This window comes from Natrinema salsiterrestre (genome assembly GCF_029502005.1).
GTDB classification, from domain to species: domain Archaea; phylum Halobacteriota; class Halobacteria; order Halobacteriales; family Natrialbaceae; genus Natrinema; species Natrinema salsiterrestre.
Window position 1 is genome coordinate 135,514 of record NZ_JAMQOT010000002.1, and the last position, 18,586, is coordinate 154,099.

At 66.0% G+C, this 18,586-nt stretch carries 18 protein-coding genes; 12 read left to right on the top strand and 6 right to left on the bottom strand.

Going from position 1 to position 18,586, the window contains the following annotated elements:
* The first annotated feature begins 103 nt into the window (after positions 1 to 103).
* The 4 genes from NDI89_RS06095 to NDI89_RS06110 all read left to right on the top strand — a co-directional run bounded on the left by NDI89_RS06095 (position 104) and on the right by NDI89_RS06110 (position 5,147).
* On the top strand, positions 104 to 1,276 hold the full coding sequence (locus tag NDI89_RS06095; protein WP_277520625.1) for an ABC transporter ATP-binding protein: 1,173 nt from the start codon (positions 104 to 106) through the stop codon (positions 1,274 to 1,276).
* A 106-nt stretch (positions 1,277 to 1,382) separates the two neighbouring features.
* Positions 1,383 to 2,063, top strand: a complete 681-nt coding sequence (locus NDI89_RS06100) for a DUF998 domain-containing protein (protein WP_277520626.1) — start codon at positions 1,383 to 1,385, stop codon at positions 2,061 to 2,063.
* 69 nt (positions 2,064 to 2,132) lie between these two features.
* Positions 2,133 to 2,411, top strand: a complete 279-nt coding sequence (locus NDI89_RS06105; RefSeq protein ID WP_006429684.1) for a UPF0058 family protein — start codon at positions 2,133 to 2,135, stop codon at positions 2,409 to 2,411.
* A gap of 57 nt (positions 2,412 to 2,468) precedes the next feature.
* Entirely contained in the window at positions 2,469 to 5,147 is a 2,679-nt protein-coding gene (locus NDI89_RS06110) for a DUF7527 domain-containing protein (RefSeq protein ID WP_277520627.1), read from the top strand.
* A gap of 232 nt (positions 5,148 to 5,379) precedes the next feature.
* On the opposite strand, the gene NDI89_RS06115 is transcribed toward NDI89_RS06110, so the two are convergent.
* The gene (locus tag NDI89_RS06115; RefSeq protein ID WP_006429686.1) at positions 5,380 to 5,685 is read right to left on the bottom strand and encodes a hypothetical protein; all 306 of its coding nucleotides are present in this window, start codon (positions 5,683 to 5,685) and stop codon (positions 5,380 to 5,382) included.
* A gap of 452 nt (positions 5,686 to 6,137) precedes the next feature.
* Between NDI89_RS06115 and NDI89_RS06120 the strand changes: the two genes are divergently transcribed.
* The 3 genes from NDI89_RS06120 to NDI89_RS06130 all read left to right on the top strand — a co-directional run bounded on the left by NDI89_RS06120 (position 6,138) and on the right by NDI89_RS06130 (position 8,379).
* Entirely contained in the window at positions 6,138 to 7,502 is a 1,365-nt protein-coding gene (locus tag NDI89_RS06120) for an adenylosuccinate synthase (protein WP_277520628.1), read from the top strand.
* 76 nt (positions 7,503 to 7,578) lie between these two features.
* Positions 7,579 to 7,773: a methytransferase partner Trm112 gene (locus NDI89_RS06125; protein ID WP_277520629.1), complete on the top strand. Its 195-nt coding sequence runs from the start codon at positions 7,579 to 7,581 to the stop codon at positions 7,771 to 7,773.
* A 15-nt stretch (positions 7,774 to 7,788) separates the two neighbouring features.
* Positions 7,789 to 8,379, top strand: coding sequence for a DUF7524 family protein (locus tag NDI89_RS06130; protein ID WP_277520630.1), 591 nt, complete (start codon positions 7,789 to 7,791; stop codon positions 8,377 to 8,379).
* Between the two features lie 52 nt (positions 8,380 to 8,431).
* Here NDI89_RS06130 and NDI89_RS06135 read toward each other — a convergent pair whose 3' ends face one another.
* The 4 genes from NDI89_RS06135 to NDI89_RS06150 form a co-directional block, all read right to left on the bottom strand.
* The gene (locus tag NDI89_RS06135) at positions 8,432 to 8,839 is read right to left on the bottom strand and encodes a hypothetical protein (RefSeq protein ID WP_277520631.1); all 408 of its coding nucleotides are present in this window, start codon (positions 8,837 to 8,839) and stop codon (positions 8,432 to 8,434) included.
* Positions 8,840 to 8,933: 94 nt separating this feature from the next.
* A complete protein-coding gene (locus tag NDI89_RS06140) occupies positions 8,934 to 10,106 on the bottom strand; it encodes a DR2241 family protein (RefSeq protein WP_277520632.1) in 1,173 nt (390 codons plus the stop codon).
* A 3-nt stretch (positions 10,107 to 10,109) separates the two neighbouring features.
* The gene (locus NDI89_RS06145) at positions 10,110 to 11,009 is read right to left on the bottom strand and encodes a CbiX/SirB N-terminal domain-containing protein (protein ID WP_277520633.1); all 900 of its coding nucleotides are present in this window, start codon (positions 11,007 to 11,009) and stop codon (positions 10,110 to 10,112) included.
* A 92-nt stretch (positions 11,010 to 11,101) separates the two neighbouring features.
* The gene (locus NDI89_RS06150; RefSeq protein WP_277520634.1) at positions 11,102 to 11,446 is read right to left on the bottom strand and encodes a BsuPI-related putative proteinase inhibitor; all 345 of its coding nucleotides are present in this window, start codon (positions 11,444 to 11,446) and stop codon (positions 11,102 to 11,104) included.
* Positions 11,447 to 11,622: 176 nt separating this feature from the next.
* Here NDI89_RS06150 and NDI89_RS06155 point away from each other — a divergent pair, with 176 nt between their 5' ends.
* Both NDI89_RS06155 and aroC read left to right on the top strand, forming a co-directional pair.
* Positions 11,623 to 12,375 carry a DUF2797 domain-containing protein gene (locus NDI89_RS06155; RefSeq protein WP_277520635.1) on the top strand — a complete coding sequence of 251 codons (753 nt, stop codon included), beginning with the start codon at positions 11,623 to 11,625 and terminating at the stop codon, positions 12,373 to 12,375.
* Between the two features lie 130 nt (positions 12,376 to 12,505).
* On the top strand, positions 12,506 to 13,657 hold the full coding sequence (aroC, locus tag NDI89_RS06160) for a chorismate synthase (RefSeq protein WP_277520636.1): 1,152 nt from the start codon (positions 12,506 to 12,508) through the stop codon (positions 13,655 to 13,657).
* A 138-nt stretch (positions 13,658 to 13,795) separates the two neighbouring features.
* Here aroC and NDI89_RS06165 read toward each other — a convergent pair whose 3' ends face one another.
* Positions 13,796 to 14,452 (bottom strand): lactate utilization protein, encoded by a 657-nt coding sequence (locus NDI89_RS06165; RefSeq protein ID WP_277520637.1) that lies wholly within the window; start codon positions 14,450 to 14,452, stop codon positions 13,796 to 13,798.
* A 217-nt stretch (positions 14,453 to 14,669) separates the two neighbouring features.
* Here NDI89_RS06165 and NDI89_RS06170 point away from each other — a divergent pair, with 217 nt between their 5' ends.
* The 3 genes from NDI89_RS06170 (at position 14,670) to NDI89_RS06180 (ending at position 18,521) form a co-directional block, all read left to right on the top strand.
* Positions 14,670 to 15,446, top strand: a complete 777-nt coding sequence (locus tag NDI89_RS06170; RefSeq protein WP_277520638.1) for a PHP domain-containing protein — start codon at positions 14,670 to 14,672, stop codon at positions 15,444 to 15,446.
* 234 nt (positions 15,447 to 15,680) lie between these two features.
* Positions 15,681 to 17,582, top strand: a complete 1,902-nt coding sequence (locus NDI89_RS06175) for a 2-oxoacid:acceptor oxidoreductase subunit alpha (RefSeq protein WP_277520639.1) — start codon at positions 15,681 to 15,683, stop codon at positions 17,580 to 17,582.
* Positions 17,583 to 17,585: 3 nt separating this feature from the next.
* Positions 17,586 to 18,521, top strand: a complete 936-nt coding sequence (locus tag NDI89_RS06180; protein WP_277520640.1) for a thiamine pyrophosphate-dependent enzyme — start codon at positions 17,586 to 17,588, stop codon at positions 18,519 to 18,521.
* Positions 18,522 to 18,586: the final 65 nt, after the last annotated feature.

The window sequence follows — 18,586 nt, forward strand, 5'->3', positions numbered from 1 at the left end:
ACGAGTCCTCGTTTCCTCCCGGCCGCTGGGACCGGACCGGCAATTATAAGTGTTTTAGGCACGCCTAAAGGGAATAGACGGCGGCAGACGCCGGAGTCGATTCATGTCGAACGAACAACTACTCACGACGACGGCCGAAGGAAGGGATCGAGAACCGGCGACCGCAGATCCCGTTCTCGAACTCGACGGAATCGCGAAAGGCTTCGGCAGTGAAGACGTCATCGGGGACCTGTCACTGTCCGTCCGCGACGGCGAGATCCTCACGCTACTCGGTCCGTCGGGCTGTGGCAAGACCACGACGCTCCGGCTGATCGCCGGGCTGGAGAAACCCGATACCGGACGAGTCCGGCTCCAGGACGAGACCGTCGCCGGTGAGGGGCGCTTCGTGCCGCCAGAGAAACGCGGCGTCGGCGTCGTTTTTCAGGATTTCGCGCTCTTTCCCCACCTGACTGCCCGCGAGAACATCGCCTTCGGGCTGCAAGACTGGAACGAGGCCGACCGGGACGAGCGCGTCGACGACCTCCTCGAGCTCGTCGGCCTCGCGGATCACGGCGAGGACTACCCCGACGAACTCTCGGGCGGGCAACAACAGCGGATCGCCCTCGCGCGGTCGCTGGCACCCGAACCGGAGATGCTGTTGCTCGACGAGCCGTTCTCGAACCTGGACGTCGATCTGCGGGTCGAAATGCGCGAGGAGGTCCGGCGGATCATCAAGGAGACCGGCGTCACCGCCGTCTCCGTCACGCACGATCAGGAGGAAGCGCTGTCGATCTCCGATCGAGTCGCCGTAATGAGCGACGGCGACATCGAACAGATCGATACCCCACAGCAGGTGTTCCAGCAACCGGAATCCCGGTTCGTCGCCGGCTTCCTCGGCCATGCCAGTTTCCTCTCCGGCGACGTCCGCGGCGACCACGTCGACACCGCGCTCGGGCGCGTGCTCCGCGACGACGTCAACGGGCTCGCCCACCAGTACGACGGCACCGCCGTCGACCTGCTCGTGCGCCCGGACGACGTGACGGCCTCCCCCGCCGAGGGATCGGAAGCCGACGGGCGGGTCGTCTACCGACGATACCTCGGTCCGACCGTCCTCTACCGCGTCGAGCTCGACGGCGGCGAAACCATCGAGTGCATGCACAACCACTCCGACCGGATCGACCTCGACGAGCGCGTCGGCGTGCGCGTCACCGCCGACCACGACCTCGCGTGGTTCCCCGCGGATCACCGCGAGGAGATCGACGAGGGCGCCGACGCGACCGCTGCCGGAGCTGACTGAGCGGCCCCGTTCCCCCTCGAGAGCTGGCTTTTGCCCTCGTAACGCGCCGATCAGGTCAGTACGCAAAACAGTCACTTTGATACACAAGCACACTCGAACCAGTGACATGGCTAATCAGAAACGGATTGCGACGTACCGGGGAACCGCTACTCGGAAGCGGATCGCGACGTACTGTGGAATCGCCGCGGCGCTCGTCTCGCTGGGAGCGATCCTCCTCGCGACGCTCGTCGCACCACCCGAGACGTTCACCTGGCAGGGGAAGGCGCTCTCGGACATGGGTCGATACGGCGCCCCGACGTTCCCGATATTCAACGGCGGACTGATTCTCAGCGGACTCCTCGGAGCCCCCTTCATCTGGCTGGTCTGGATCACGAGCCGAAACGCCCTCGAGCGCCTCGGCGTCGCCTTGCTCGCACTGGCGGTCGTCGGGATGATCGGTGTCGGGGTTTTCTTCCTCGATCACACGGCGGTTTACCTCGAGTCGAGCCTGCACGGGCTCGCCGCGCTGGCCGTATTCGGGATCGCACCGTTCGCGAGCTGGGTCTACGGAACCGGCGCCGCACTGGCCGGTGACGGTCGCCTCGCGATCGCATCGTTCTGGTTCGGAAACGTCCACCCACTCGCCTGGCTGGGATGGCTCTTCTCGGTCGGCGGCGCGTCCTCAAGCAGCGCGTGGTTCGCCGTCCCCGAGTTCGTCGTCTCCGTCGCCTTCTCCGGGTGGATCCTCTCGCTGGCGTTCACCATCCGCCGACGGGATGACGGGGAACTGGACGTACCGAACCGCTGAGCGCTTCAGGTCGGTTTTGCGACCCGTGGCCACACAACGCTTAAATCGAAACCGTTCGTAACGATGCGTATGCATAAAGACGAACTCCTCGAGCTCCACGAAGAACTCGTCGTCATTATGGAGTACTTCTCGGATCGCGAGGAGGTCGACGAAACGCTGTTCGACCACTACCGCCAGCTCGACGTCGATCCCTCCCACGTCCACAAGTCCAAGAGCGAACACAAACACGCCGTCTTCGTCCTCGGCAACGCCCTCGCGAGCGCGATGAGCGAAGACGAGTTCTCGAGCGCCGGTCGGATCGGCAAGCGCATGAAGGAACTCGCCGAGGACGCCGAATCGAAGATATAGAAAATATAGATCGTTTCTAGGCGAAACGTATTTGGTGTGGTTCCCGCTTGTTGACGTATGGACTCGCGCACGCAAGAGCGCGTCGAGGAGTGGGACTCTCGCCCCTTCGACGGCGGTTTCGACGGACTCTCCGATCTCGCTGCGGCCGATTTCTCGGGTGCCGTCACCGCAGTCGGCACGTGGCTCTTTATGCTCAACGGCCGGATAATCGGCGTCGTAGACGGCGACATCGAGGATTTCGAAACAGCTTCTGGCACGCAGTACCAGGCGCCCCATCCGTCGCTTCCCTTGCTCTGTGCGATGGAGGAACGCGGCGGCGAGACGCGGGCGAACTACTACACCAACGAAACGCCGCTTCGCGAAGTCGACACCACCCTCCAGAGCGGCTCGTTTACGGGCTACATCGAACTGAGCGAGAACGTGCTCAGCGGCGACTACTACGCCGTCTACTACGGCGGTCGCCGGATGGCCGCGGCCTACATCGGCAACGCCGAACGCCTGCTCACCGGCGACGAAGCCTTCGAGCGAGCGGCCGACGAGGTCGGCATCTACGAAGTTATCGACGTCGACATCACCGTCACCGACGTTCCGGGAACGGCGGGGGGCGCACCCGGTACCGATACCGATTCCGGGGTCGACTCGAGCCCGGACTCGGGGTCCTCGGTGGGAACCGGACCCGGCGGGTCCGAGCCCGCCGTGTCCGGTCGGGACGCCGCGGGGACCGAACCGACCGCCGATCCGACGGACGCCGCGATCGATCCGATCGACGTCTCGAGTACCGATCCGGCCGACAGCGACCCGGTCGAGGACGTTACCGTGGACGACGAGTCGGCGCTCACGTCGGACATCGACCTCACGGGCGAGCATTCGGGCATCACCGCGCCGGACGACGACGACGGGCCCGAACCGGAGCCGGCCTCGACCGGAATCACCGAGTCGGAGTCCGCCGCCGATCCCGATCCGACCCTCGATGCCGATCCCGGATCGATCGCGTCGGGCGAGGAGGCCGAATCGACGGTCGAAAGCCCGACCGAACCGGCGGACGACGGGGCGGGCGCGTCCGGTGTCGACGATTCGTCGGCTCTGATCGACGAGCCCGCAGTCGGCGACTCGCCGGCAGACGAGTCTGCCGACTTCGACGTCGAATCAGCGACCGACGGTGCAAACGACCCGGCGTCCGCGACGACCTCGAGCGACGAAGCCGGAGCCGAAGCGGACACCGACACCGCTGGCTCGGACGAGACGACCGCCGGAACCGACACCGAACTCGTTTCGGGTTCGAACCCCGATTTCGAGGAAGTCAAGGCGGCGGCCGAGGAACTGGAGCGAAACGACATCTCCTGGGTCGACGACGAAGACGAGGACGACGTCACCGACGAACCGGCTGACGACGCCGCTCCGTCGTCCGACGACGCAGCACCGGAGGACGAAGAGGGAGATCTCGAAGAGCAGTTCGAACGCGAGGAAGCGTGGCGAGAGACGCGACGCATTCCGTCGATCGATCCCGACAACAGTGACTCGTCGGACGCGGCGGACGCCAGCGCGAGCGGCCCTGACGAACGATCGAGTCAGTCGTCGCCGTCGACGGCGAGCGCGGAGTCCGTCGACTCCCCTCCATCGGGCGGCGCGGGGACCGACTCGAACGCCGCAGGGCGAACCGAATCGACCGCGTCGTCGGGTACACGGGAGACTCGATCCCGGACCCAGTCGAGCCAACGGAACGCGGAACGAACCCAGAGCGGAGAACCGGCCGCCGAACAGGGTCACGGCCAGGATCAAAAGCGCGTCGCGGCTCTCTCGGAAAAAGTCGAAACCCTTCAGGAGCAACGCGACGCCCTCGTGGCAAAAGCCGAGGAGCTCGAGGCCGAACGCGATCGGCTGCGGTCGGAGAACGACGAGTTATCGTCGACGGTCGAGCGACTCCGGTCTCGAATCGACGAACTCGAAACGGAGCTAGAGCGCGCCCGCACGGGAGATACCGACGCGACGGGGACCGGCACGACCGCCGGAACCCAGCTCTCGCCCGAACAGGCGCTTTCGGGGACGAACCTCTTCGTCCGGTACGCCTCGAAGAGTCGGCCGACCCTCGAGACCGCCCACGACGGCGACGCCGATCGCAGCGAGGTCGCATCGAACATCCAGCTCGAACACCACACGCAGTTCGACGCGGCCGACGCTGCGGTCGACGGAACGCCGTACGAGGACTTTCTCCCGTCGTCGATGGAACACCGGTTCGTCGACTGGCTCACCGAGATGCTCCTCTATGAAATCCGCGACACCGGCAACGCGGACGGTCTGGGGGACCTCTACGACGCCATTCCGCGGATCGACCGGGCCGAGATCGGCGCGACCATCTCGCTCGAGGACGACGACACCGAGGACGTCCCCGATCAGGTGACGTTCGACATCGTCGCGTACGACAAGATGGGGAACCCGTTAGTCCTCGTCACGCTCAACGACTCGCGAGAGCCGGCGACGGAGGGGATGCTCGAGCAACTGGAGGAAGCCGCCTCCGCGGTGAAGGCGAACTATCCGGACCTCGCGGCGGCGATCGCCGTCACGTCGAGTTACTTCGAACCCGGCGCGCTCGAGGTGGCCGAGCAGGCGACGAGCGGCGGTCTCCTCAGTCGCGGCTCGAAGCTGAGTTACGTCAACCTCTCGCGCAAGGAGGGGTACCACCTCTGTCTGGTCGAGTCACGCTCCGAAGGGTTCCACATGAACGTGCCCGAGTTGTAAGCCGTCGAACGGCCGTCTCCGATTTTTCGGACACCAGTCAACGGGAACAGCCCACTGCCCTCATCTACCGAGCGCTCGGCTCGCGCGAATCGACCCGCTCGTCGAGAGACACTTCTCGGAGTCGGAGCGGGACGCTCGAGCGCGCAAAAACGGCAAGAAGACACCTAACAGTCCGCCAGACATCGGCCGCTGGTCGCGGGGACGGGCGATAGCGTCCGAACCGGACGAGAGACTATCCTTCGATCTCCGCGACGTCTTCGATCTTCATGCCGTCGAGCTTGTCGACGATGTCGTCGATCTTGCCGTCGAGTTCGTCGACGAACTCGGCGGTGCGCTCGGTCTTGATTGCGCCCTGGCTCGAGGGCTCGATCAGGTTCTCTTCCTCGAGGACCCGAAGCGAGTAGCGAACCTTGTGGTGTGGGTAGCCGGTCTCGTTAGACATTTTGACGATCCCGATCGGTTCGTTCTCGATGACCATCTTCAGGACCTGGAGATGACGTTCCAGCATATCGACTTCCTTCTCAAGTCTATCTATCATGGCATTTGTTAACTTGTCGTTGGACCCTTTAAAAGTTACCCTCGGCGATTGAATGGTCCACTCTCAACTAGATGTTCGTTCCTGTCAGTAGTTAACGTTTCCGATCTCGGCGATCGACGGGGCAGCAGAGGCGTCGGGTTCGGACGGTAACGCGAACCTGGCGTCGACCCGAGAGAGGAGGGTCGTCGATCGGCTCCCGGTCCGGACTCGGAAGCGGGGCGTCGGAGCCGTCTTCGTTGACCGTTCTCCCTGCTCGTATAAATATTGGTAGCCATGCCCCCCGCCGTTCCGCGGTGAATCGATTCCCCGCGTTCGACGCCGAGCCCCGGAGCCGGAGAAGCGGTAGCCCGTCGAGAGGGAACATTCGATCGCTGTCCGCCGACCCTGTCGGTGGTGGCGTCCACCCGTATACCGAAATCTGTTTATCGGCCCGGCAAGAATCCGCCGCTGTTATGACCGTCACCATCGTCGGGTCGCAACTCGGCGACGAAGGCAAGGGTGGTGTCGTCGACCTCTACGGCGACGCCGCCGACGTCGTCGCCCGGTATCAGGGCGGGGACAACGCCGGACATACCGTCGTCCACGACGGTACGAAGTACAAACTGTCGCTCGTCCCGTCGGGTGCCGTCCGAGGAAAAGTCGGCGTGCTCGGGAACGGCTGCGTCGTCAACCCCGAGACGCTGTTCGACGAGATCGACCAGCTCCGCGAACGCGGCCTCGAGCCCGACGTCCGCGTCGCCGAGCGCGCCCACGTCATTCTCCCCTATCACCGCGCGCTCGACGGCATCGAAGAGGAAAAGAAGGAGGATCTCGCCGCCGGCACGACCAAGCGCGGCATCGGACCGACGTACGAGGACAAGGCCGGCCGACGCGGCGTTCGGGTCGGCGACCTGCTCGACCCCGACGTGCTCCGCGAGCGCCTCGAGTACGTCGTTCCCCAGAAGCGAGTCCTCGCCGAGGAGGTTTTCGACAAGGAAACCGGCGAGGAGTTCGATATCGATCACCTCTACGACACCTACCGCGAGTACGGCGAGCGGCTCGCGGAAGAGGACATGACCGTCGACTGCGGGACCTTCCTCCAGGAGCGGATCGACGCCGGCGACAACGTCATGCTCGAGGGCGCGCAGGGAACGTCCCTCGACATCGACCACGGCGTCTACCCCTATGTCACGTCCTCGAACCCGACCGCGGGCGGCGCGACCGTCGGCACCGGCCTCGGTCCGACCGTTATCGGCGACGGCGAGGTCATCGGTATCGTCAAGGCCTACCTCTCCCGAGTCGGAACCGGCCCGCTGCCGACCGAACTGGGCGGTGTCGAGGATCAGACGCCCGGCTACGACGCCGACCGGCCCGAAAGCGACGACGAGGAGGAACTCGCCACGTACATCCGCGACGAGGGCGGGGAGTACGGCACCGTCACCGGCCGCCCGCGACGGGTCGGCTGGCTCGACATGCCCATGTTGCGCCACGCGGCCCGCGCGAACGGCTTTACGGGCCTCGCAGTCAATCACATCGACGTGCTGGCCGGCCTCGAGACGGTCGAGGTCGGACACAGCTACGAGTTCGATGGTGAGGAGATCCACACCATGCCCCCGACGACCGAACAGTGGGGCCGGTGCGAAGCGACGTTCAAATCGTTCGACGGCTGGCCCGAGGTCGACTGGGCCGCAGTCGCCGAGGACGGCTACGAGGCGATCCCCGAGAACGCCCGGACCTACCTCGAGTACGTCAGCGACGAACTCGACGCGCCGATCTACGCCGTCGGCGTCGGTCCCGGCCGCGAGGAAACCGTCGTCGTCGAGAACCCCTACGAATAGCCGCCGCGCGCGATCGCGGGCGATCCGCTCGCGACGTTCCCGAAACCTTTTGCTGCAGGCGGCAAGCCTACGTAGTATGAAGGAGTCGTTGCTGGACATTCTCTGCTGCCCGCTCGACAAACACGATCTGGAACTCGAGGACGCCGAGTACGACGACGAGGAAGTCGTCGGCGGCGAACTCGTCTGTACCGAGTGCGGGGAAGCGTACCCGATCGAGGACGGGATTCCGAACCTGCTGCCGCCGGATATGCGCGAGGAGACACCGGCCTAATCGGCCTGACAGACCGTGCCCGGGACAGAGGTTACCGTCCACGTCAATCGCGGGACAGCCACGCCACTCGAGGCGACGAGCGACGCCCTCGAGACGAGCGACTCGTTCGCACTCCTCCTGGAGGGTCACGAAACGCCCGCGCACGTTCACTGTCGCCTCGCCGGCGATCTCGAGGGGGTCGCATCGATCGGGGAGACCAACTACTACGTCGAACCGGACAGCGTCACCGCCGTTCCGGTCACCGTCACGACCGACGGTCTCGACCGCCCCGTCGACGGCGACCTCGAGGTCGTCACCGGCTACGGGTCCGAATCGATCTCGATCGCCGTCACTGCCGTCCCCGGGCCGCCGAACGTCGACGTCGACGAGTCGCTCGCCGAACCGGCTCGGTCGGAGCCCGACCCGACGACGCTCGAACGACTGATCGGCCCGGTGGCCACAGCGGGCGGGTTCGATCCGGGGACGCTCGTGGTCCTCGCGCTCGGACTGGTGGCGATCGGTATCGCGACGGTGACGACGGCGACGATCGGCGGCCCGATCGCCACGGCCGGGTTAGGAGTCGTCGCCGGCGGCGTTCTCGTCGCGCTGGTTCTGCTGCTCCGGTAGCGCACCGTCGCCGGCGGCGTTCTCGTCGGAAATTGGACGACGTCGCCCGCACTCAGGCGACGTCGACGACCGCCCGATAACGGCGGCCGTCGTACCGGCTCGGCGTTTCGAACGACGTTTCGCTGTCGACCTGCGGATCGCGATCGACGTGGCGGGCGATCAGCTGGATGACCATTCGGAACGCCATCGTGATTCCCTGTTGCCCCGGAAGGGAGTCCCAGGTGACGTTCTCTTCGCTGTAGGATCCGGTTCGAGCCGCTTCTGCGACGATGTCTTCCTGAGTGGGTGCCAGTCCCAGCCTGTCGAAATCGAGTCGGTCAGCCACCGGTTCGTCGCGCCCATCGGAGAAGGTGAGCGTGTAGGTGTCGCCCCTCGTCTCGTCTTCGTCGCTCGAGCACCCGGCGATCGCCGGGAGAGACGTCGTCGCCGTCGCGGTCGTGAGAAATGCGCGACGCTTCACGAACCGAACACGCGTCTACCGGACTACCAAGGTTGTGGCCGGCGGGCGAATCCTCGTGTGGTCGGCCTGTCGACGGAGACCGACGTGACGACCGCTACTCGTCGACCTGCCTCGCTCCGAGATTCCCGTCGTCGTCGAACCGCTTGGCTCGGAGGTAGCGCGCGCGATAGCGGTTCGCGCCGTCGTACACGTCGGCCTCGCGGATCTCGTCGGTGCGACCGTCCGCGACCGCGTCGATCAGCTCCTCGAGCTGATTCAGCTCGCTGGTGGTCAACTCGAGTTCGTACGTGTGTTCCGTCTCGGACTCGAGGGTCGTCCACTTGCGAGCGGCGGCGACCACGAGCGAGCACGGCTCGCGACAGGGGAAGGGACCGTCACCGCCGTCGGCGTCGAGCTCGTCGCCCTCCTCGTACTGCCACTCCCGGCGGCGGAGACACTGCGAGTCGACGCAGCAGGCTTCGGCCATCCACTCGACCGCCTCCCGCGGGAGTTCGTCGATCACGTCGTAGATCCCCGTCTGTCGCTCGGCCGTCTCGAGCCAGTGGTCGACGTCGAGGTTCCCCCGCAGCTCGCGGTGCCAGTTGGCGACCGTCGCGGGATAGAAGAACTCGACCGTCTCGACGAGGTCGGCTCCCGACAGTCCCGTAAACGCCCAGCCGGCGGGGAGCGTCGGCGCAGTCTTCAGCGGCCGATACCGGCCGTCGTCGTCGTAGGTCGCGAGCTCGCGCGCATCGCGGGGGTCGTCGTAGACCTCCAACTCCGCGATGTCGCTGTCGGCGTCGTCGACGTGCCACAGGTCGTAGACGCGTTCGCCGTCCGGATCCTCGACGTCGACGAAGCGGGCCGTGACGGACAACTGCCCCCACTCGCGGTCGATGCCGTCGCGGAGCGCGTCGTAGCGCTCGGGCACGGCGAGGGAGTCTTGGCCGGCGTTCGCATCGCCCTCCCCGCTCTCGCTCCATGGCCCGGTCGTCGCGTCGTCGGACTCGGCGTCCGCGAGCGGCGCTCGCTCGCACCAGCGGAGGAACGCGCGGCGAGCCGTCCCCTCCCCGCCGACTCGCTCCTGCCAGTAGCGCCAGTTCGTCACGTACTCGTCGGCCGCGTCGAGCGCGCGCCGCAGTTCGTCCTCGTCGAGACCGGTCCATTCGTTCGCGGGCGTCTCGAGGCTGTAGCCGTCGTCCGATTCCTCGATACACAGGCCGTCGAACGCGATACCCGAGGCTGCGCGGTCGAGCAGCGTCTCGAGATCGTCCGTCGCCACCGTCACGCGTTAGTCCCCCGCACCCGCTCCCGCGCTCGGTTCCGGATCGGCGACCGAGGCGGCCAGTTCGCGAACCGCCTCGCGGGCGTCGCCGATGTCGGCCCCGGCGTCGGCCGCCCGCTCGAGGACGACGTCCGCCATCAGGTCCTCGGTGCCGACCGCGCCGGTGTACCAGACCCGGTGGCCGTCGACGTCGGCCGGCACGTCCCACCCGAGCCGGTAGTCCTCGGTCAGGCCCATGTCTTCGGGGATGTCCTCCTGCGTGTGGTAGCCGTCGGCGATGAAGAGCGGAACGACGACGATGTCCTCGCTCTCGAAGTAGTCCGTCACGTCGTCGACTTCCGGCTCCTCGTCCATGAACAGCGCCTTCACCTCGTCGAAGCGGTCTCGCTCGGCGATTCGGTCGCTGTGGTACTCGATGGCCTTCGCGGAGTTCTCGTTTCGGTCGGTGCCGTGGCCGACGACGGACAGGCCAAAGCCCTCGCCGACGTCCGGATCCTCCGTCGCGGTCTCGGCGCGCTGGACGATCACGTCGGTCATCGCGTCGTGGGTCCCGACCGGCCCGCAGTAGTGGATCGTCTTCCCCACGTCCTCGGCCTCGACGGTGGCCTGTGACGCGCTGGTGCCGTCGGACTCCCACTTGTCGGGATCCCAGTCCTCGAAGCGGAGTTCCCGGGGAATGACCTCCTCGGTGAAGTAGCCCTCGCTGATGAAGAGCGGGACGACGAACACTTCGTCGGACTCGAGGGTGCGGATCACCTCGCGGAAGTGCGGTTCTTCCTTCCAGAACGCCTCGCGGACCTCGTCGAACGCGCCCGTCTCGCGGATCGTATCCGCGTGGGCGTAGGTCGGATCCGAGGCGTCCGGATTCAGGTGCGATCCGTGTGCCGCGATGACCAGCGCTTGCATGGACGCCGCTTAGGATGGAGACGGTATATGGACTTCGCTGCCGGTTCGCGTCGCCGGGTCCGGTGAGCGCGGGGCGAGCTGATCGAGGCCGATCAGGGGGGGACCGACACGTCGGTTCGGGCGTCGCAGGTCGCGTCCTGCGCCCGCAACTCCGCGATCGCGGTGTACTCGCCGGGGTCCGGATCGGACCACTCGGCTTCGTACGTCGCCGCTTCTCCGGAACCGAGCGTCTCCGAACTGAGCACCTGGGCGAACATGCGGCCCTCGGTAAATCGCCAGACCTCCTCCGCGTCGTCTTCGACCACGAACTCCGCCTTGCACGAGTCCGAAAACTGGAGGTCGACCGGCTCGTCGCTCGTATTGGTGACGGTGAACACGAACATCACCGCGTCTCTGCCGCCGTCCGCCGCCGTCTCGAGTGCTCCCTCGAGGCTCATGGGCCCGTGGTTCGACCCGCTCGCTGATAGGTCTTTTCCGTCCGCTGGCGACGAAAGAATCGGTTCGGTACTCGCACCCGATTCGGACTGAGAGACGCGTCGGGGGCGAGCGACCGGTCGCTCGCTCGGAATCCGAGAGCGCTACGCCTATTTGCGCCCGACTCGAAGCCCGAGTCGTGCAACTGGTCGGCTACCACCCGAGCGGACGGGGGTCGGCGCTGCTCGTGAGCGACGGCGGCGACGTCGAGGCGCGCCCGCTCGAGTCCGGCGACGAGCTCGCCTACTCGCTGGGCGACCGCCACTGTGCCGGCACCGTCGACGACGGCGAGCACGTCCCCTGCGACCGGGAGTCGACGCCGTACTGCGATTTCCACACCAGTACGTGGGTGTGCGCGCGCTGTACCGGCACCTGCCTGAAAGACGAGATGGACTGCCACGAGGAGCACGCCGTCTACGTCGCCGCCTTCGCCCCCGATACGTTCAAAGTCGGCGTCACGAAGCGCCGGCGACTCGAGACCCGACTGCGCGAGCAGGGAGCCGACCGCGGCGCGCACGTCCACACCGTCTCGAACGGCAGGATCGCCCGCGAACTCGAGGCCGAGATCGCGACCCGACTGGTCGACCGCGTTCGAACCGGCCCCAAGGTCGCGTCCCTCGCGGCCGCGGTCGACGGCGACGCCTGGGAGTCCGCCCTCGCGGAGTTCGACGTCATCGACCGCTACGAGTTCGACTACGGGATCGATCTCGAGGCCCGACCGGTCCGAGAGACGATGGCATCGGGAACCGTCGTCGGCGTGAAGGGGAGACTCCTCGTCCTCGCGAACGGCGGGACGATCTACGCCGTCGACATGCGCGACCTGGTCGGCTACGATCTCGAGACGGGAGCGACGAGCCGAACCCTCCAGTCGTCGCTCGGGTCGTTCGGATAGCGCTCTTCTCGTCGGTACCGTCGGCCGATGCTAGGTAGGGCGGGATCGCTCGAGCGACGGGCGGCCCGGCGCTCGCGGGTCTCCCGCGAATCCTGCACCGCTAAGTGTCCGCGTCCCAGAGGACGTGGTAATGAACGGCAACCGCTTCGGTCGCCTCTTTCAGGTGACCACGTTCGGCGAGAGCCACGGGGAGGCGATGGGCTGTACGGTCTCGGGCTGTCCCGCCGGCCTCGAGCTCACCGAGGAGGACATTCAGGCGGATCTCGACCGGCGAAAGCCGGGCCAGTCGATGATCACGACCAGCCGCGGCGAACCCGACGCCGTCTCGATCAAGTCGGGGATTCAGGACGGCTACACGACGGGAACGCCGATCGGGCTGGTCATCCAGAACAAGGACGCGCGCTCGGGCAAGTACGAGCCCTTCATCACCGCGCCCCGGCCCAGCCACGGCGACTTCACCTACTCCGCCAAGTTCGGCACGCGTAACTGGGGCGGCGGCGGCCGCTCCTCGGCCCGCGAGACGGTCAACTGGGTCGCGGCCGGCGCGATCGCGAAGAAGATCCTCGCTCGAGAGGGAGTCGAACTCAAGGCCCACGTCAACCAGATCGGCGACATCGAAGCGCCGGACGTGAGCTTCGAGGAGATCAAGGAACACAGCGAGGAAAACGACGTCCGCTGTGCGCATCCCGAGACCGCCGAGCGGATGCAAGACCGGATCGCGGAGTACCAGGAGGAAGGCGACTCGATCGGCGGCAGCATCTACTTCGAGGCGCAGGGCGTCCCCGTCGGCCTCGGCGCGCCTCGGTTCGATTCGCTGTCGTCCCGGCTGGGACAGGCGATGATGTCGGTGCCGGCGACGACGGCCTTCGAGTTCGGCCTCGGGACCGACGCCGCCGAGTGGACCGGCAAGGAGCGAAACGACGACTGGGAGTTCGACGACGATGGCAACCCGGTTCCCGTCGAGAACGACCACGGCGGCATCCAGGGCGGGATCAGCTCCGGCGAGCCGATCTACGGCGAAGTGACGCTCCACGCGCCGACGTCGATCCCCAAGTCCCAGCAGACCGCCGACTGGGAGACCGGCGAACTCAAAGAGGAACAGGTCATCGGTCGCCACGACCCCGTCCTCCCGCCCCGCGGCGTCCCCGTCGTCGAGGCGATGCTCGCGCTGACGCTGGTCGACTTCATGCTCCTGTCGGGCCGGATCAACCCCGACCGCGTCGACGACCGGCCCGGCGAGTACGACACGGACTACCACCCGAGCAGCCCGCGAAACGAGTAGCTCGCCGGTCAGGACGCTCTCTCGTCCGTTCGGTTCTCGGACATCTGCGGTAGGCGGTACTAGAAGTGTTGAAACGGACCGAATCGTCTCGAGTGCCGTCCCTGTACTGCAGAGACCCGCGTCCCGAGCGCGACCGAGTTAGTATCCCAGCTGCTCGCGGATCAGAACGACGGTCGTGCGACCCTCTTCGAGTTCCCGTCGGAAGATGAGTTGCTTGGCGATCGCGGAATCGACGCCGTAGGCCTCCTGCGCTCGTTCGTTCTCGAGGGGATAGGCGACCGACTCGAGGCGCTCGAGCGCGTCGTCGAGCGTCGGTACGATCTTGTTGACGCCGCTGACGATGACGAGGTTGCCCGCGGCGAAGGGATACGCGCCGATTCGACTGCCGGAGCGATCGGCCGCGACGAGTTCGCCGGTCTGAGCGATCGCGTTGATGCCGCCGAGGAAGTAGTCGGCGGTCTGTGACTCGCGGCGAGCGGTCTGGCGCTCTGCATCGTCGTCGATACTCCAGATCTCGTCCGCCAGGCTCTCCCACTCGTGGTCGCCCTCGGAGAGGTAGTCGGCGAAGCCGATCTCCTCGAGCGTCGTGGAGTGGCCGTTCATCACCGACGCGCCGGCGGGGATGTGCGACTGAACCGTTTCGAGGGCCTCCTCGGCGGAGTCGGCGACGACGACCTCGAAACCGTTGGCCTCGAGGTTTTCGACGGTCTCCTCGATGGCCGCATCGGTCGGGAGGTCGTCGAGCTGTGCGTCGATTTCCGTATCGGCGACGTAATCTGATTTCTGTTGTGACATTTCGGATGTGTCTGTACGTTCGTCTCGGGGAGAGACCGACTTAAGCGCTCGCGGATACCGGGGTTAGCTGATTACTACGGTGTTACTCCGTCCGTTCAGCGAGCTATCCGCATCGTCTGACGGGAACCGAAAACGCCGTCTCACCGCCCGCGGATCTCAGGATTCGGACGCGTTCCGCGAGCAAAACGACTAACACGCCGCCCGTGGTCGAGAGCGTATGCGGGATTTTCACGTCCACTCGAACTACTCGGACGGGGACTTTCTCAGATCGATGGTTCGGGCCGCGGAATCGGCCGGTCTCGAGGGGGTCGGCTTCGCGGACCACTGCAACGTCGCCCGACGCGAGCGCCCGGAATCGATGCGGAGCGTCTACGGGTTCAACCTCGACCTCACCTACGAACGGCGCCGACGGGGAATCGAACGGCTGCGGGACGACTCCGAGATCGAGATCTACGACGCCGTCGAGATGGACTACGATCCCCGCGACGAACCGGCCATCGACGGCTTTCTCTCGGAAGCGGATTTCGACTACGCGATCGGGAGCGTGCACGACGTCGACGGACACAACGTACAGATCGCCTCGCACTTCGAAGACATGTCCGACGCCGAACGCGATGCGGTCGTCGACGGGTACTTCGACCGACTCGTCGCGCTCGTCGAGTCGGAACTGTTCGATATCGCGGCTCACGTGGACTTGCTCGAGCGGACGCCGCCGTTACGGGGGCGGGCGACCGAGGACCACTACCGGCGAGTGGCACAGGCAGTTGCCGACTCGCGGACGGTTCCGGAGGTCAACGCCGGACGAGCGCTGGCCGACGCCGCCGTCGTCCATCCGTCCGAGTCGTTCCTGACCGTCCTCCGCGAACACGACGTCGCCGTGACCGTCGGCACGGACTCACACCACCCGGCCGAAATCCCCGACCGCGTCGACTTTCTCACCGACTTCTTCGACGAAACCGGCCTCGAGCCGGCCGTGCCGGACGGTCTCGAGTGATACTATGACACGGCGTCGCGCGCGTCACGTTCAACCGGCGGAAACGCGACAGCAGTTCCCCACAGTTGTAGACAATTATGAACGCGTTTCCCTCCAATAGTAATGATCTTTCATACATATTCTTCAATGGATGTCCATTCTTCACGAAAGATCCTTGGTAATCTATAGCAAAGGCTTTAGGCACGGTAGTGCGAAATTCCGGGTACGGTTGGCCCATCGGCCACTGATCCATCTATGAGCGACGAACTCATCTGGCGAATCGCGGGCGGTTCCGGCGACGGAATCGACTCGACGAGCCAGAACTTCGCCAAGGCGCTGATGCGCTCGGGGCTGGACGTATTCACACACCGCCACTATCCGTCGCGGATCCGCGGTGGCCACACGTACGTCGAGATCCGAGCCGCAGACCGCGAGGTACAGTCACGCGGTGACGGCTACAACTTCCTGCTCTCGCTGGGCGACTCGTTCGCCCGCAATCCCCAGGAAGAGGCCTACTACGGGAACGAAGAGATCAAACCCCTGTCGGAGAACCTCGACGACCTCCGAGAGGGCGGGATCATCGTCTACGACGAGGGTCTCGTCAGCGAGGAGGACGTCGAAGCGATCGATCTCGAGGCCCGCGCCGAGGAGAACGACTGGCACGTCTTCCCGATGGACCTCCGCGGGCTCGCCCGGGAACACGGCCGCGAGGTCATGCGCAACACCGCCGGCGTCGGCGTGACGGCGGCGCTGCTCGACATGGACCTCGAGCACATCGAGGACCTGATGTCGGACGCCATGGGCGGCGACGTCCTCGAGGCGAACCTCGAGATCCTCCACGAGGCCTACGAGACGACCAGGGAGGAGTACGAGTTCGAACACGAACTGCGCGCCCCCGAAGGCTCTCACGAGACCGAACAGGCGCTCCTGTCGGGCTCGAACGCGATCGCCTACGGCGCGATCGACGCCGGCTGCCGGTTCATCGCCGGCTACCCGATGACGCCGTGGACGGACGTGTTCACCATCCTCGCCCAGAACTTCCCCGACATGGGCGGCGTCTCCGAGCAGGTCGAAGACGAGATCGCCGCTGCCGCGCTCGCACTCGGCGCGAGCCACGCTGGTGCGAAAGCCATGTCCGGTTCCTCCGGCGGTGGCTTCGCGCTCATGTCCGAACCGCTCGGACTCGCGGAGATGACCGAGACCCCGCTCGTCCTCGTCGAATCGATGCGGGCCGGCCCCTCGACCGGGATGCCGACGAAACCCGAACAGGGCGACCTCGAGTTCGTCCTCTACACGAGTCAGGGCGACTCGTCTCGAGTCGTCTTCGCTCCCAGCAGCATCGAGGAGGCCTACGAGCAGACCAGACTCGCCTTCGAGATCGCGTGGGACTACCAGCTGCCGGCGATCGTCATCTACGACCAGAAGCTCTCCGGCGAGAACAAGAACGTCGACGTCGAGTTCTTCGACCGCGAACCCGAGCCGGATCTGGGCGCGACGCTGACCGAAGACGAACTCGCGGAGGCCGCCCACGACGCGAGCGGCAAGTTCAAGCGGTTCAATTACGAGGACGCCGAGAACAACGTCGCGCCGCGGTCGCTGCCCGGCCAGAAGGGCGGGCGCTACCTCGCGACCGGGAACGAGCACTCGCCCGTCGGCCACATCAGCGAGGACCCCGACAACCGCGTCGCACAGATGACGCGGCGCATCGAGAAGCTCGACTCCATCCGGGCGGAGCTCGACGAGGAACACGACTCCAACCAGACGTACTTCGGCGACGAGACGGCCGATTACGGCATCATCACGTGGGGCTCGTCCCATGGTGCCGTCAACGAAGCCGTCGAGCGGCTCAACGAGAACGGCCACTCCGTCAAGGGAGTCAGCGTCTCCGACATGATGCCGTTCCCCGAGGCCGAGATGACCGAGTTCCTCGAGAGCGTCGACGAGGCGATGGTCGTCGAGATGAACGCCACCGCGCAGTTCCGCGGCCTGATCCAGAAGGAACTGGGCCGGTACGGCGAGAAGATGACCAGCCTGCTGAAGTACAACGGCAACCCCTTCGAGCCCGCCGAGATCGTCGAGGGCTACGAGGTCAACGTCGCCGACGAGGACCGCCAGCCGACCGCACAGGTACGAATCGAACCCGCTGCAGGTGACTGAACTATGAGTGCATTCAACGCCATCGGAGAGGAACGCGAGATCGACCGGGACGAGTTCACCCCCGGCGTCGAACCGCAGCCGACCTGGTGTCCGGGCTGTGGCGACTTCGGCGTCCTGAAGTCGCTCAAACAGGCCCTGCCGGAAGTCGGCAAGACGCCCGAAGAAGTGCTGACCGTCACCGGGATCGGCTGTTCCGGCAAGCTGAACAGCTATCTCGACACGTACGGCTTCCACACGATCCACGGCCGCTCGCTGCCCGTGGCCCGCGCCGCCAAACTGGCGAACACGGACCTCGAGGTCATCGCCGCCGGCGGTGACGGCGACGGCTACGGGATCGGTGGAAACCACTTCATCCACACGGCCCGGGAGAACCACGACATGACCTACATCGTGTTCAACAACGAGATCTTCGGCCTGACGAAGGGCCAGACCTCGCCCACGAGCCCGAAGGGTCACAAGTCCAAGACCCAGCCCTCGGGCAGCGCGAAGACGCCGCTGCGGCCGCTCTCGCTGTCGCTGAACGCCGGCGCGAGCTACATCGCCCGCACCGCCGCCGTCAATCCGAACCAGGCCAAGGAGATCATCGCCGAGGCAATCGAACACGACGGCTTCGCCCACGTCGACTTCCTGACCCAGTGTCCGACCTGGAACAAGGACGCGCGGCAGTACGTCCCCTACATCGACGTTCAGGAGTCCGACGACTACGACTTCGACGTGACGGACCGGCGCGAGGCCGCCGAGATGATGTACGAGACCGAGGACGTGCTCAACGAGGGCACCGTCCTGACCGGCCGCTACTACGTCGACGAGGACCGCCCGTCCTATCAGGAAGAGAAGGCCGCCGTCGGCGAGCTGCCGGAACAGCCACTCGCCGAGCGCTACTTCGACGAGGACGCCGAGTGGGAGCGCAGTTACGACCTGCTCGAGCGTCACACCTGAGCGCGCCGACTCGCGACCCGTCCGTCCCATAGCCGACGGTCGGCGGCCCGGCCCCGACCGTCATC

Bases quoted from the DNA above. Each gene is read 5' to 3' on its own strand.
- NDI89_RS06115 (WP_006429686.1), bottom strand. From the start codon at position 5,685: ATGATAGATAGACTTGAGAAGGAAGTCGATATGCTGGAACGTCATCTC.
- NDI89_RS06175 (WP_277520639.1), top strand. From the start codon at position 15,681: ATGAGCGACGAACTCATCTGGCGAATCGCGGGCGGTTCCGGCGACGGA.
- NDI89_RS06095 (WP_277520625.1), top strand. From the start codon at position 104: ATGTCGAACGAACAACTACTCACGACGACGGCCGAAGGAAGGGATCGA.
- NDI89_RS06145 (WP_277520633.1), bottom strand. From the start codon at position 11,009: ATGCAAGCGCTGGTCATCGCGGCACACGGATCGCACCTGAATCCGGAC.
- NDI89_RS06170 (WP_277520638.1), top strand. From the start codon at position 14,670: ATGCGGGATTTTCACGTCCACTCGAACTACTCGGACGGGGACTTTCTC.
- NDI89_RS06165 (WP_277520637.1), bottom strand. From the start codon at position 14,452: ATGTCACAACAGAAATCAGATTACGTCGCCGATACGGAAATCGACGCA.
- NDI89_RS06105 (WP_006429684.1), top strand. From the start codon at position 2,133: ATGCATAAAGACGAACTCCTCGAGCTCCACGAAGAACTCGTCGTCATT.
- NDI89_RS06150 (WP_277520634.1), bottom strand. From the start codon at position 11,446: ATGAGCCTCGAGGGAGCACTCGAGACGGCGGCGGACGGCGGCAGAGAC.
- NDI89_RS06125 (WP_277520629.1), top strand. From the start codon at position 7,579: ATGAAGGAGTCGTTGCTGGACATTCTCTGCTGCCCGCTCGACAAACAC.
- NDI89_RS06110 (WP_277520627.1), top strand. From the start codon at position 2,469: ATGGACTCGCGCACGCAAGAGCGCGTCGAGGAGTGGGACTCTCGCCCC.
- aroC (WP_277520636.1), top strand. From the start codon at position 12,506: ATGAACGGCAACCGCTTCGGTCGCCTCTTTCAGGTGACCACGTTCGGC.
- NDI89_RS06180 (WP_277520640.1), top strand. From the start codon at position 17,586: ATGAGTGCATTCAACGCCATCGGAGAGGAACGCGAGATCGACCGGGAC.
- NDI89_RS06100 (WP_277520626.1), top strand. From the start codon at position 1,383: ATGGCTAATCAGAAACGGATTGCGACGTACCGGGGAACCGCTACTCGG.
- NDI89_RS06120 (WP_277520628.1), top strand. From the start codon at position 6,138: ATGACCGTCACCATCGTCGGGTCGCAACTCGGCGACGAAGGCAAGGGT.